This is a genomic window from Paraburkholderia strydomiana, from assembly GCF_031456815.1.
In the GTDB taxonomy this organism is placed as follows: domain Bacteria; phylum Pseudomonadota; class Gammaproteobacteria; order Burkholderiales; family Burkholderiaceae; genus Paraburkholderia; species Paraburkholderia caledonica.
In genome coordinates this window covers 910,199-923,469 of record NZ_JAVDVL010000001.1, presented here as the reverse complement: position 1 = coordinate 923,469, position 13,271 = coordinate 910,199, and the positions used below count along the sequence as shown (strand labels likewise).

At 61.9% G+C, this 13,271-nt stretch carries 12 protein-coding genes; 6 read left to right on the top strand and 6 right to left on the bottom strand.

Annotated features, from left to right (window positions below):
* The first annotated feature begins 49 nt into the window (after positions 1–49).
* Positions 50–574: a DUF6496 domain-containing protein gene (locus tag J2W46_RS04135; RefSeq protein WP_204521871.1), complete on the top strand. Its 525-nt coding sequence runs from the start codon at positions 50–52 to the stop codon at positions 572–574.
* 13 nt (positions 575–587) lie between these two features.
* Here J2W46_RS04135 and J2W46_RS04130 read toward each other — a convergent pair whose 3' ends face one another.
* Positions 588–1,916, bottom strand: a complete 1,329-nt coding sequence (locus J2W46_RS04130) for an aspartate aminotransferase family protein (RefSeq protein ID WP_027776251.1) — start codon at positions 1,914–1,916, stop codon at positions 588–590.
* A 301-nt stretch (positions 1,917–2,217) separates the two neighbouring features.
* On the opposite strand from J2W46_RS04130, the gene J2W46_RS04125 reads away from it, so the two are divergent.
* Positions 2,218–3,633, top strand: a complete 1,416-nt coding sequence (locus tag J2W46_RS04125) for an aminotransferase-like domain-containing protein (RefSeq protein WP_088174207.1) — start codon at positions 2,218–2,220, stop codon at positions 3,631–3,633.
* A gap of 40 nt (positions 3,634–3,673) precedes the next feature.
* Here J2W46_RS04125 and J2W46_RS04120 read toward each other — a convergent pair whose 3' ends face one another.
* Both J2W46_RS04120 and J2W46_RS04115 read right to left on the bottom strand, forming a co-directional pair.
* Positions 3,674–4,300 carry a LysE family translocator gene (locus J2W46_RS04120; protein ID WP_310351521.1) on the bottom strand — a complete coding sequence of 209 codons (627 nt, stop codon included), beginning with the start codon at positions 4,298–4,300 and terminating at the stop codon, positions 3,674–3,676.
* 203 nt (positions 4,301–4,503) lie between these two features.
* Complete coding sequence (locus J2W46_RS04115; RefSeq protein WP_027804406.1) at positions 4,504–5,436, bottom strand: LysR family transcriptional regulator; 933 nt, start codon at positions 5,434–5,436, stop codon at positions 4,504–4,506.
* Positions 5,437–5,718: 282 nt separating this feature from the next.
* On the opposite strand from J2W46_RS04115, the gene J2W46_RS04110 reads away from it, so the two are divergent.
* The 3 genes from J2W46_RS04110 (at position 5,719) to J2W46_RS04100 (ending at position 9,062) form a co-directional block, all read left to right on the top strand.
* Positions 5,719–7,032, top strand: coding sequence for a serine hydrolase domain-containing protein (locus J2W46_RS04110; protein WP_310351518.1), 1,314 nt, complete (start codon positions 5,719–5,721; stop codon positions 7,030–7,032).
* A gap of 63 nt (positions 7,033–7,095) precedes the next feature.
* Positions 7,096–7,962, top strand: coding sequence for an NmrA family NAD(P)-binding protein (locus tag J2W46_RS04105; protein ID WP_310351516.1), 867 nt, complete (start codon positions 7,096–7,098; stop codon positions 7,960–7,962).
* A gap of 80 nt (positions 7,963–8,042) precedes the next feature.
* Complete coding sequence (locus tag J2W46_RS04100) at positions 8,043–9,062, top strand: aldo/keto reductase (protein WP_310351515.1); 1,020 nt, start codon at positions 8,043–8,045, stop codon at positions 9,060–9,062.
* A 133-nt stretch (positions 9,063–9,195) separates the two neighbouring features.
* Here the strand turns inward: J2W46_RS04100 and J2W46_RS04095 are convergent, their stop codons facing one another.
* Both J2W46_RS04095 and J2W46_RS04090 read right to left on the bottom strand, forming a co-directional pair.
* Positions 9,196–10,239: an SDR family oxidoreductase gene (locus J2W46_RS04095; protein ID WP_310351513.1), complete on the bottom strand. Its 1,044-nt coding sequence runs from the start codon at positions 10,237–10,239 to the stop codon at positions 9,196–9,198.
* A gap of 137 nt (positions 10,240–10,376) precedes the next feature.
* On the bottom strand, positions 10,377–11,348 hold the full coding sequence (locus J2W46_RS04090; protein ID WP_288828001.1) for an LLM class oxidoreductase: 972 nt from the start codon (positions 11,346–11,348) through the stop codon (positions 10,377–10,379).
* On the opposite strand from J2W46_RS04090, the gene J2W46_RS04085 reads away from it, so the two are divergent.
* Positions 11,347–11,748, top strand: a complete 402-nt coding sequence (locus J2W46_RS04085; protein WP_310351512.1) for a hypothetical protein — start codon at positions 11,347–11,349, stop codon at positions 11,746–11,748. The genes J2W46_RS04090 and J2W46_RS04085 overlap by 2 nt on opposite strands.
* A 156-nt stretch (positions 11,749–11,904) precedes the next feature.
* On the opposite strand, the gene dsdA is transcribed toward J2W46_RS04085, so the two are convergent.
* Positions 11,905–13,266, bottom strand: a complete 1,362-nt coding sequence (dsdA, locus tag J2W46_RS04080) for a D-serine ammonia-lyase (RefSeq protein WP_310351510.1) — start codon at positions 13,264–13,266, stop codon at positions 11,905–11,907.
* Positions 13,267–13,271 lie beyond the last annotated feature (5 nt).

Here is a 13,271-nt window from a genome sequence, read left to right as displayed (position 1 = left end):
GCACACGCATTGCTCAGCGATGAGAGCCACATTCAACCGGAGAACCGTCATGCCCGAAAAGAAAACCGTGAAGCGTGCCGAAGCCGACAAACGCGCCGGCAAGTCAGCAAGCACGCAAGCTGGAGAGTTCGTCAAGGAGCAGGTGGACAAGGTGCGCGCCGGCAAGCACGGCGTGAGGTCGCCGAAGCAGGCGATCGCCATTGGCCTCTCGGAAGCGCGTCGCGCGGGCGTGGATCTGAAGGCGCCGAAGAAAGGCGCCGCAAGCGAGGCCACGCGCAAGAAAGCCGAGAAGGACAGCGCTGCGGGGCAGAAGAAGAGCACCGCTAAAAAGACGGCCAGCAAGGAGTCGACGGCGAAGCGCTCACGCGCCTCCACCAATGCGCTGAAGCGCGAGAGCAAGGCCGGCGCATCGCCTTCGGCGATGTCGAAGCAGGCAAAGACCGCCGCAGCGAAGCGTCCGGCGGCGAGCCGCTCGGCGGCCGCCAAGAAGGCTGCTGCGACCAAGGGTGCAGCCGGCCGTTCGGCGGCGGCCAAGAAGGCGGCTCAGACGCGCGCGGCTCGCGCGCATCATTGAGCCGGGGTGGACCTTACTGCACGGTGGCCAATACGTCGCCGACAGTCTTGAAGATGTGCGCGATCTGCTCTTCGTTGATGATGAGCGGCGGCGAGAACGCAAGAATGTCGCCGGTGAAGCGCACCAGCACGCCCGCTTCGAAGCATTTGACAAATGCTTCGTAAGCGCGTGCGCCGGGCGCGCCGTCGCGCGGTTCGAGTTCGATGCCCGCAATCATCCCAAGGTTGCGGATGTCTTTCACGTGCTTCGCGCCGCGCAGCGAGTGAGCGGCGGCTTCGAACGTCGGCGCAAGCGACGCGGCGCGCTCGAAGAGTCCTTCGCGGCCATAGAGGTCCAGCGTCGCGATAGCCGCGGCGACGGCCGCCGGGTGCGCCGAATACGTGTAGCCGTGGAATAGCTCGATCGCGCCTTGCGCGCCCGCGTTGACGATCGTGTCGTGCACCGTGCGGCTTGCCGCAACCGCGCCCATCGGAATCGACGCGTTGTTGATCGCCTTGGCCATCGTGATGAGGTCCGGCGTCACGCCGAAATATTCACTTGCCGTGGCCTTGCCGACGCGGCCGAAGCCGGTGATCACTTCGTCGAAAATCAGCAGGATGCCGTGCTTCGTGCAGATTTCGCGCAGCTTCTGCAGATAGCCTTGCGGCGGAATCAGCACGCCCGTCGATCCGGCGACCGGTTCCACGATCACCGCGGCAATCGTCGACGCGTCGTGCAGCGTGACGATGCGCTCCAGTTCCTCTGCGAGGTGCGCGCCCCAAGCCGGCTGGCCCTTCGAGAAAGCGTTGTGTTCGAGGTTGTGCGTGTGCGGCAGGTGATCCACCGCCGGTAGCAACGCGCCGGAGAAAGTCTTGCGATTAGGCGCGATGCCGCCGACCGAAATGCCGCCGAAACCCACGCCGTGATACCCGCGCTCGCGGCCGATCAGGCGCGTGCGCTGCCCTTCGCCGCGCGAGCGGTGGTAGGCGAGCGCGATCTTCAGCGCGGTGTCGACCGATTCGGAACCCGAGTTCGTGAAGAAGATGCGGTCGAGGCCCTCGGGCATCAGCTCGGCGACCTTCGTGGCCGCTTCGAACGCGAGCGGATGGCCCATCTGGAAAGTCGGCGCGAAGTCGAGCGTGGAGAGTTGCTGCGTAATGGCGGCAACGATCTCGTCGCGGCTGTGTCCCGCGTTGACGCACCAGAGACCCGCGCAGCCGTCGAGCACTTCGCGGCCGTCCGTGCTGCGGTAATACATGCCTTTCGCCGACTCCAGCAGGCGCGGCGCGGCCTTGAACTGGCGGTTGGCGGTGAAGGGCATCCAGAAAGACGACAGATCGTCGATGACGGGGCGCGAAGTCATGGGTTCTCCTCGAAGTGGTTTCCCGATAGGGACTTCCGTTGGGGCGCCCCTGAAGCATTTCCGTCGAGGCACCCCGAGGGCACTTCCCGTGGGCATAGCCAAAACTGTAGCGTTCGCGGTTTAATGGCGGCATAAACAGTTGACGCAGTGTCGCGCTAACTGTGTTGGTGGATTCGCGGCAACTGTGTCGACCGTATCGCGTGGATCGAGCGCGGATCTAGCGTGGAACGGCAGGCAGCCGCGCGCCGTTTCCGCAACATTCATTTAGGGCCGTTCGCCGGCCGCCTTTTTCGTCCTGACCATGATCGAATTGAACCTCGAGCGCGACCGGCGCGCCGCTCCGACCCTGGTCGAGCAGGTAGTGCAAGGCTTCGCCCGGGCGATCGAGGCTCAATCGTTACGCGCGGGCGCGTTGCTGCCCTCCGTCCGGCAACTGGCCCAGAGTCACGAACTCAGTACGTTCACGGTGACGGAAGCGTACAACCGTCTCGTGTCGATGGGGCTCGTGGTCGCCCGGCGCGGCTCCGGGTATCGCGTGGCGGCGCGCCCGTCGTCCGCGCGGCCTGCGGTGACCGACTGGCAGCCGCCGAGCCTCACCGCGACCTGGCTCCTGTCCGACGTGTTCGCCGATCATTCGGTGCCGATCAAGGCGGGCGGCGGCTGGCTGCCGAACGAGTGGATCAACGAAACGGGTCTGCAGCACGCGCTGCGTGCGATGAGCCGCGTGCCTGCGGCGCGGTTCGGCGATTACGGGCATCCATACGGGTTCGCGCCGTTGCGCGAGCGCATCGCGGAGCAGCTCGACCGGCGCGGCTTGCCGGTCGACGTGTCGAACGTGTTGCTCACGCAAGGCGCGACGCAGGGGCTCGACCTGATCGTGCGTACCTTGCTGCGCGCGGGAGATTCGGTGATCGTCGAAGATCCGGGTTATTGCAACCTGCTGCAGATTCTCAAGCTGGCGGGACTGGTCGTGCATGGCGTGCCGCGCACCCCCGCGGGCGTCGATACCGATGTACTCGAAACGCTCGTCGCGCAGCACAAGCCCAAGGCCATTTTCGTCAACACGACGCTGCAGAATCCGACCGGCGCGACCTTCGGCATGTCGGCCGCGTTTCGCTTGCTGCAGATCGCCGAGCGTCAGCGCATGTGGGTGATCGAGGACGACGTGAGCCGCGAGCTGGCGCCGTCCGGTGCGCCGCTTTTCGCCGCAATGGAAGGCTTGCAGCGGGTGCTGTATGTCAGCGGTTTTTCGAAGACGGTAACGCCGGGACTGCGCTGCGGCTATGTGGTCGCGGAGCGCGCGGTGTTGCGTGAGCTGGCGCGCACGAAGATGGCGGTGGGGCTGACGTCTTCGGAAGCGATCGAGCGGATCGTGGACAAAGTGCTGCTCGAAGGGCGCTACGCGCGTCACGTGGAAGCCGTGAACGAGCGGCTGAAGCTCGCGCACGCAACCGTCGAGGAGCGGCTGGATTCGCTCGGGCTAGAAGTGTTTCATCGCCCGCGCGCAGGGCTTTTTTTATGGGCGCGTTTGCCGATTGACGCCGCGCGCGCCGGCGACGTGGCGACCGCCGCGCTCACGCACGGCATCTGGCTTGCGCCCGGCTCCTACTTCCGTCCCGACGACGCGCCGAGCGCTTGGTTCCGCTTCAACGCCCCGTATTCAACCGACGACGCGTTGTGGCGCTTCATCGAGCAGGTTGGGCGTGGCGTGATCTAGCCGCACGCAGGTGCCCGGATGGACAGGGCGCCCCACGCGCTCACGCGCGGATGGTGTCGATCAGCTTCAGTGCGATCGGATAGAGCGAGCAGACCAGCAGCAGCGCCATTGCGATATTGAAGACGCGCAGGCGCTTCGGGTCGGACAGCACGCGGCGCATAGCGGTGCCAAAACCGGCCCACAGGCAGATGCACGGAAAGCCGATCACATAGAACAGCGCCGCCATTGCTATCGCGTTCATGCTGTAGCTCTCGCTCAAATGGATCGTGGTGGCGGCGGTCAATACCATCATCCATGCCTTCGGATTGACCCACTGGAAAGCGATGGCTTCATGAAATTTCATTGGCCTGCGCTCGCCCTGCTTCACTTTCAATTCGCCGGACGTGCCGATTTTCCACGCGAGGTAAAGCAGGTACGCGACGCTCGCGACTTCGAGCACCGTGTAGAGCACCGGGAACTGAATGAAGGCTTCGCCGAGACCGATGCCCACCGACAGCATCAACAGCACCACGCCGGCGCTAATGCCCGACAGATGCGGCAACGTGCGGCGAAAACCGAAGTTGACGCCCGAAGCCAGCAGCATGGTGTTGTTCGGACCTGGCGTGATCGTTGTGACGAGCGCGAACAGGATGCCGGCTGGCAGCGCGCTGAGCGTGAAGTAAGACATGGCGGACTCCAAAGACTGGCAGAGGACTTTGGAGCATTCTAGCGAGCGTTGCCGGTACAGTACCTGTACGGATTTAAAGATGGTGTCCGGTACAGACGCCTAGGCACTGTTCGGACCGCGCGTGACTACGGAAAAACGACGCGATTTACTTCCGGCCAGAACTGGGCCATTCGATATTGCCTCGCCAGTTCGCCGAAACAGCACTAGCGCGTGCCGGCGCGCTCGTGATTGCCTGTCAGTTCCACCACGAAGTCAAGAAAAGCACGGGTCTTTGCCGGCACGTGGTGCCGGGATGCGTAGTAGACGTATAACGGATACCGTTCGTCTACCCACTCGGGAAAGAGATTGACCAACCGGCCGTCGGCAATCAGGGGCTCGGCACCGAACAGCAACATCTGCGCAATCCCGGAGCCGGCGAGACATGCGTTGAGCAAGGCACCCGGATCGTTGACCGTGAGTCGTCCCTGAGTGTCGACCACAATGCGTTTCCGCTTGCGATGAAATTCCCACTGGAACGGCTTGCCTGTCTCCGGGTTGCGGAATTCGAGGCATCTGTGGCTTCGACCTTGCAGGTCCTCGGGTTTTGCCGGCCGTCCCCAGCGAGCAACGTACGAGGGCGCTGCGACCGTCACGATGCGGGTGTCGAGCAGCTTTCTCGCGATCAGGGTAGACGCTTTGGGTTCGCCGAATCGCACGGCGAGGTCGAAGCCGTCCATGACGAGGTCGCCAAGACTGTCTCGCGCGATGAACTCGATTTCGAGTTCGGGGTGTGCGTCCATGAACGCATCGAGTTGTTGCCCGAGAATGGTCCGGTAGACGACAGGATCCAGATTGATTCTCAGCTTTCCACGCACAGCGGACGCGCCGCCTGCCGCAGCGGCCGCTGCTTCCTCAAGTCCGGCGAGATGGGGCATGACCTGCTCGTAAAAGCGGCGGCCCTCTTCAGTCAGGGAGACGGAGCGCGTTGTCCGGCTGAAGAGCCGGATGTTCAACCTTTTTTCCAGCCGCGCAATCGCCCGACTGACGCCCGGCGGCGTCATTCCTATTACCTCCGACGCGGCCACAAACGTTCCCGCATCCACTACGGCGGCGAACACGCTAATGCTGCCGGAAAGCTTCTCGCTACTGGATCTCATGGTTGCTCGAGTTAATACGTTTGGCGGAGCGCAATCGACCGCGTGAAATCGAACGCTGCGCCGCGCAGCAGTGGACGTGTCCGTTGATCATGCCAAATCGGTGACGCTCTGTCACTTATCTGATGACATCCTTGTCATTTTGTTTCTTTAAGTGCTTGGCCAGAATACGTCTCACCGAAACATCCGCTGGACGCTTCAACGGAAACCGCTCGCGGCGCGCGTTTTCGCCCATCACTGAAGCACTGTAATGCCGCGATTCATTCATTCGGGAAGAAACGGAAAATGGCAGTTCAAACAGATCGTCGTCGTCTTCTGAAGGGTGCGTCGAGCCTGCTGGCTCTTGCGACACTTGGTGGCGTCGCAAGCCGCGACGCGCGGGCAGTATCGCCGCGCGCGAGTGGCGACGCCGCGCTGGCCCGTCACCCGGCCTACCGTTCGATCGATCAATGCCTGCAGAGGGCAGTGGACGACGGCACGGTTGCCGGTGTTGTCGCCATGGGCGCAACCGACCGCGGACTGGTGTACGAGGGAGCATGTGGCCGGGCGAACGCCCGCACTGGCGAGGCCATTAGTCCCGACACAGTCTTCTGGCTCCTGTCGATGACAAAGGCGATTACCGCAACCGCGTGCATGCAACTCATCGAGCAGGGCAGACTGCGGCTGGATCAACCTGCGGGCGAAATCCTGCCGCAATTGAAGTCGCCTCAAATCCTCGACGGATTCGACGTCTCCGGGCAACCCAAGCTGCGTCCCGCGCGCAATGCGATCACGGTACGCCATCTCCTCACGCATACCTCCGGATTTACGTACAGCATCTGGAGCGACAAGCTCAGCCGGTACGAGACGGTGACGGGCATGCCGGACATCGGCTATTCGATGAACGGTGCATTCGCGGCGCCGCTCGAGTTCGAGCCGGGCGAGCGCTGGGAGTACGGCATCAGCATGGACTGGGTCGGCAAGCTGGTCGAGGCCGTGACCGATCAGTCGCTGGAAGTCTACTTCCGTGAGCACATCTTCGATCCGCTGAGCATGCGCAACACGGGATTTCTCATCGGTAGCAAGCAGAAGCAGCGCGTCGCCACCATGCACAGGCGTCAGGCGGACGGCTCACTCGCGCCTGAGCCGTTCGAAACCAACCAGCGCCCCGAATTTTTCATGGGCGGAGGCGGACTCTTCAGCACGCCGCGCGACTACATGGCGTTCCTGCAGATGCTGTTGAACGGCGGCACGTATCGCGGCGAACGCGTGCTACGCGCCGACACCGTCGCGACGATGTTCCGCAATCACATTGGCGATCTGCAGGTCGCGGAAATGAGGACGGCGCAGCCGTCGTGGTCGAACAGCTTCGATCAGTTTCCTGGCACCGCGCACAAGTGGGGGCTGTCGTTCGACATCAATACAGAGCGAGGACCCCACGGACGAAGCGCAGGCAGTGTGAGCTGGGCCGGATTGTTGAACACCTACTTCTGGGTGGATCCGGTCAAGCGTGTCGCCGGATCGCTCTTTACGCAAATGCTGCCCTTCTACGATGCGCGCGTAGTGGACCTCTACGGACAGTTCGAGAAGGCGTTTTACGACGGTTTGCGTCGCGCCTGAGCGATTGACCGTCGGCACATTCACCCTGCGTCAACCGATATATCCACACATGGAGAACGAGCAATGTATGCAATCACAGGAATCACCGGCAAGGTGGGTGGCGCAGTGGCCCGCGAACTGCTGGCTGCTGGTCAGCCGGTGCGCGCAGTCGTGCGCGATGCGACGCGGGCAGAGGCGTGGGCAGAGCGAGGTTGCGGGATCGCGACGGCTTTCATGGAAGACCCTTCGTCGCTCGCTGCCGCGTTCGAGGGCGCGACGGGCGTTTTCATCCTGCCGCCTTCGGAGTTCGATCCGGAGCCCGGGTTTCCTGAAGCGCGTGCAGTGATAGAGGCTGTGTGCGCAGCACTCCTGAAGGCGCGGCCGGACAAGGTCGTTTGCCTCTCGACGATCGGCGCACAGGCCGACGAGGTCAACCTGCTCACTCAACGCACGCTGATGGAGCAGGCGCTGCGCGAGATGCCGATGCCCGTGACGTTCCTGCGGCCTGGCTGGTTCATGGAGAACGCCGCGTGGGATGTTGCGTCTGCAAGCGACGATGGCGTCATTGCCAGTTACCTGCAGCCGCTCGACAAGCCTGTGCCGATGGTCGCCACCGCGGACGTGGGCCGCGTTGCTGCCGAACTGCTCCAGCAGACGTGGCGCGGTGTGCGCGTCGTCGAGCTTGAGGGGCCGCGCCGAGCGAGTCCTAACGATCTCGCAGCGGCTTTCGCCACTGTGTTGAGTCGTCCTGTACGTGCGGAAGCCGTCGAAAGGCAGACGTGGGAAGCGCTGTTCCGCACGCAGTGCATGAAACATCCTCTACCTCGCATGCGCATGCTGGACGGCTTCAACGAAGGCTGGATCGATTTCGAAAGCAGTTCTGACGAAATCTTGCGAGGCCACGTCGAACTGGAGACCGTTCTGGGCGAGCTTGTGTCGCGTCGCACCTGACCAGAGCCGATGCGGGATGCGTGGACTCAGGGTCTTACTTTACCGATACATCGGGATTTCGTTCAAACCAGGATTACACGATGGAATACAGCACGCTTGGCAGAACTGGTCTACGGGTTTCGCGGCTGAGCCTGGGCGCAATGACTTTTGGAGCTGGCTCGGGCATCTGGGGCAGTATTGCCGGCTTGAACAGCGATCAGGCCGCCCGGCTCGTCGCAATGGCCGTGGAACGCGGCGTCAACCTGATCGACACGGCGGACGCCTACTCGCAGGGTCGCTCAGAAGAGGTCGTGGGCCATGTCCTGAAAGCGCTGGGGCTGGACGAAGATCGAATGCTCGTCGCGACCAAGGTTCGGCTACGCACCGGCACCGGCCAGAACGAAGTAGGATTGGGCCGCTCACACATCGTGCGCTCGGTCGAGACAAGCCTGAAGAGACTGGGTCGCGATCACATCGACCTGTTCCAGTTGCATGACCGTGACGCGCTGGTTCCGCTCGACGAGACGCTTCGTGTTCTGGACGACCTCGTCACCCAGGGCAAGGTCCGCCATATTGGTGTGTGCAATTTCAGTGCAGGCGATCTGGAGCGGGCCATCGGCATAACGTCCCGTACCGATCGAGCTCACGTCGTCAGCAATCAGGTGCACTATTCGCTGACGAGCCGCGATATCGAACACGAAATCATGCCGGTTGCAGCGACAAACAGAATCGGCCTTTTTGTCTGGAGTCCGCTCGCAGGTGGCTACCTGAGCGGCAAGTACTCGCAGAATGACCAAGCCGCCGGGCGGCGTGCGAAGCTCGACTTTCCGCCGGTCGATACAGTCAGGGCGGAGCCGATCCTCGCAGTATTGCGTGAAGTCGCCGACGAACTAGGGGCCACGCCGGCTCAAGTCTCATTAGGCTGGTTGCTTGCGCGCGAGCAGATCACTTCTGTCATCGTCGGAGCCCGCACGTGTGAGCAACTCGCAGCTAATCTCGATGCACAAAATCTCGTATTAACCTCCGAACAGTGCGCGCGGCTCGATGAAGTATCTGAACCATCAGTGCCGTTCCCCTACTGGATGCAACGCTTCCATGACCGGGATCGCGTCTTCCGTTGAGTGGCGGGACGTTGGGAGTCTTGCCTGCGCGAGGCGGTTGAATGGGGAAAGTCTGCGGCACTGTCACGCCACCACTCTCATCCTGATCGACACGCGGCAGAGCAGGCCACGTACCACCGGACACACAGCACAATCAGGGAATGTAGCGTTGCTCCCTGAGTTCGGTCAGCATCTCGATATACATCTCCTCCGAATCGATGCAATCATGGAAGCCATGTTTGCGCGCCTTTATCGTGCTAGAGATGTTGTCAAAGGTCGTTTTGAAAATCATGTCGCCAAACTTCCACGACACGATCTGGTCGTACGGGTAGTCTCGAAGGTTGTGCTTCTCGACCAGACTGTTCCACAGCTCTGCCTTGTCGGCCATCATCTGTTGTAACAGCATGGGGAACGGCTGACCGGCCGACACATCGAAAAACTCCGCCAGACGCGACCAGACGCGAGACCATCTGAAGTAATCGCCATTCGTGATGTTGTAAATCTCGCCTCGGCATGCGTCGGTCTCGCCCGCCCAATCGACGGCGCTCGCGAGAATTCGAGTATCGGTAATCTGGTAGAGCGCGTCGAAAGCGGCGCGGGGGCCGGGAAAACACATTGGAACGCCCAGGGCCTTCGCTAACGTTCCATAGACTGCAATCACCATCAGCAGATTCATGGGATTGCCCACGGCAACCCCTGCAACACCCTCGGGACGCAATGCAGTCCAGGACCATGATTTGCCGACTGAACGTTCCCGAAGGAAATCCTCCTGGTCGTAATAGAAGTTCGGTGGCATATGGCGCGGATCGCTCTCCTTCGCGGGCGACGGAATCGGGCCAATATGCACGCCGTATGCCTTGCCTCCCTGCATCAGCGTGACGTGCTGCAGGTTCGGCGCGTGCTTCTCCATAACCTCAACCATGTTCTTCAGCATCCGCAGATTCACCTCGACCAGTTCCGCAGGCGTCGGCTTCTCCTGGTAGGCTGCGAACACGAGATGCGTCGCTTCCGGTACTTGTGCAAGTAGCGCCTCGCAGGACTCCCTGTCCAGCAGGTCGACCGCCAAATGCCTGGCGCGCGTCGGGAAATCAGGTGCGCGTCGGGAAACGGCGACCAGGCCGACGCCCCTGGGTTCATAGTGTGCGAGCACTCCGCGTCCGATAACTCCGACCGCGCCTGCTACGACCACTGTTTTCATGTTCGTCTGCTCTCCAGAGATTCGTCAATTGAATGCCGCGCGAGAGTATCGCGGTTCGCATCCTGGCCTTCTTCGGTCAGGTCTCGACCACCTGAGCGTGGGCTTCCCCGTGCGGTGCTTTCCAGCACCATGCCGGCTCATGTCGACATCACGAAGTCAGGTAGAACGAACTGACCGAGTTCCTCAATGACCTCACCCGCGGAGCGTTGGCCGTATTTCAAATTGATGATGACATGGTTGACGCCGACCTCCTCCTGCAAGCTGTGCAGCAGCGCGGTCAGGTGATATCGCCCCAGTTGATAGCCCAGGTGGATCGGCCGTGGTGGTGTCTGCGGGTTATCTGTCAGGTCGATGTATAGCGACTGAGTGAAGGGTTTGAACTGTTCACCACATTCGGCACGAACCGCCGTGCGCCAGCGCTCGACAATCAGCTGCTGTGCCTTCGGTGCACGCGGATAGGTGATCCAGCCATGACTGTAGCGGGCGATCCACTCAAGTGTCTGGCGGCTATGGCCAGTGACGAAGAAAGGAATTTCCGCCGTGGTCGGCTTGGGAATCAGGTCTGCCCCCTCAAGCCTGCCGCCGGGCCAGGTTAAAGGCACGAAACTGGTGAGCTGAACCTCGCGAAACACCTTGAGGTATTCGCGGAACAGGCTGCCGCGTTGCTCCGGGTCGACACCGAATGCAGGGAACTCTACTGGACGGTCACCGGAAGCCACGCCGAGCAGCAGGCGGCCACCACTGAGCTGATCGACACTGGTTGCGGCCTTGGCTGTGTGTAGGGGATTGCGGATTGGCAGGATGACCGACGCGGTACCCAGCGCAATCGAGCGAGTGTGTGCCGTCATAAAACCCAGGTAGACCCAGGGATCGAAGACCTGGCCCGAGTCACCGAAGCTGGGATCGCGTAACGGCACGTCGCGAAACCAGAGGGCAGAGAAACCCAGCTTTTCGGCACGTTGGGCCAAGCTCACCTGGTCCAACATACTCGGCGTATCGCCGGTGAAGGCTTCGAGGGGAAAGAAAAGACCCAGGCTCAGGCGGCCTTGGCGGTAGGTGCGCTGAAAGCCAGGTTGTTGCTGATAGGGAATGGAATTCGGAGTAAACATGCTCTGGCAAATGGACGATTTCGGCGAACTAACGCCACCAGATCAGGACACCTTGTCGAGCAGCGAGGACCAAATTCCAGGCGGTAGGCATGGTGGCATCTTTGAGGTACGGGCAATTCGGGCAAAATTGCCCCTTGCGAATGCGGTGCATCAACTCAATGCCCGCTACGGTGGTGACCGCGTTCCCCTTCGTGTCCTCAGGCAGCAGGCCCTCGGCCTTCATCTGCGGCCTTACGAAAAAATGCTTTGGCTATCTTTACGTCACGCTTTGCACGAATACTTGCACCACAACCCTTCGGGCGACGGGATTAAGTCTAAGGGGAGAGGGCCGGCGTTTCTTTCCAGTTTCTGTCAAAACGTGTCGAAATCTTGCTTCATCGCGACTCGTCTGAAGTACTGAACCGATAAGAGGGACGGTCTTCGCGGGAGCACTGCACGATGTCGTTCACGACGGTGTCTAGCCGACGCTTCGCGTGCGGTCGTGAGTGAGCAGCATTTCGAAACAACTGTGCACGCGCATGGAGGTGGCGGCGCCGGAAACCGCGCCGCCAGATGTCTACGCGCCGTACAACGCGGCGCGGCCGGTTTGCAGATAAGCCGACATCTCAACCTCCGGCACCATGCCGCCGCCCGTCGCCCAGATGACGTGTGTCGCATTGCGCATGGCTGCGTCGCCTAGAGCCATGCGCGCGCGATAGCCTTGCGCTTCTTTCGATACCCGCGCGAAACCCGGCGCGCCCGCAAGCGCGGACGGCTCCAGCCGAATGGCCTGAGTGTCCGCCATCAGTGCGAGAAGGGCGTACAACTCGTGGTCGTCGATCGTGTAGTAGCCGTCGATCATCCGCTGCATCGCGCGGCCGACGAAGCCCGACGGGCGACCGACCGCGAGTCCGTCGGCCGCCGTCAGGTTGTCGATACCGAAGTCTTGTACTGCGAGCTTCTCGTGCAAACCGGTAAGCACGCCCATCAACATGCATGGCGAGTGCGTCGGCTCCGCGAAGACGCAATGCACTGCATCGCCGAATGCAAGCTTCAGACCGAACGCGACGCCGCCCGGACCGCCGCCGACGCCGCATGGCAAATAGACGAAAAGCGGATGCCCGGCATCGACAGGCACGTTCGCGAGATCGAGCTGGCGTTTGAGGCGTTCGCCCGCGACTGCGTAACCCAGAAACAGCGTGGTCGAATTCTCGTCGTCGACAAAGTGGCACAGCGGATCGTTCGACGCGAGACGCCGGCCGCTCTCGATCGCTTCGCCGTAATCGCCCGCATATTCGATGACTGTCACGCCGTGCGCCCGCAGACGGTCTTTCTTCCATTGACGTGCATCGGCGGACATGTGCACAGTAGTTGTGAAGCCGAGCGTCGCGCTCGCGATGCCGATCGACATGCCCAGGTTACCCGTCGAGCCTACCGCGATGCTGTGCTTGCGAAAGAGCGCGCGGCACGCGTCGGTGGCCAGCATGCGGTAATCGTCGCCTTCATTCAGCAGGCCGTGGCGTATCGCGAGTTGCTCAGCATGAAAGAGCACTTCGTAGATGCCGCCGCGCGCCTTGATCGAACCGGAAACGGGCAGATGACTATCCTGCTTGAGTAGCAGGCGACGAGGTGCCTCGACGTCGTAACGCCGGCTCAATGCGTCCGCGAACAAGGGCACTTCGGTCAACGGCGATTCGATGATGCCGCCCGCTTCGCGGACATCGTCGAAGGTTTGCGCGAGCAGCGGTGCGAACCGTTGCAGGCGTGCGCTCGCGTCGGCGACATCGGATGCATCGAGCGGAATGTCGTCAATCGCATCGACCAGCGGCGCGACAGCCGGGTTGAACCATTCGACGGGCTGAAGCTCCATGAGAGGTCGCAAGAGCGGATAGTCGCGAAGCCACGCGTCGAGCGGCTTCCCATAAATGGAATCGATCATGTTCG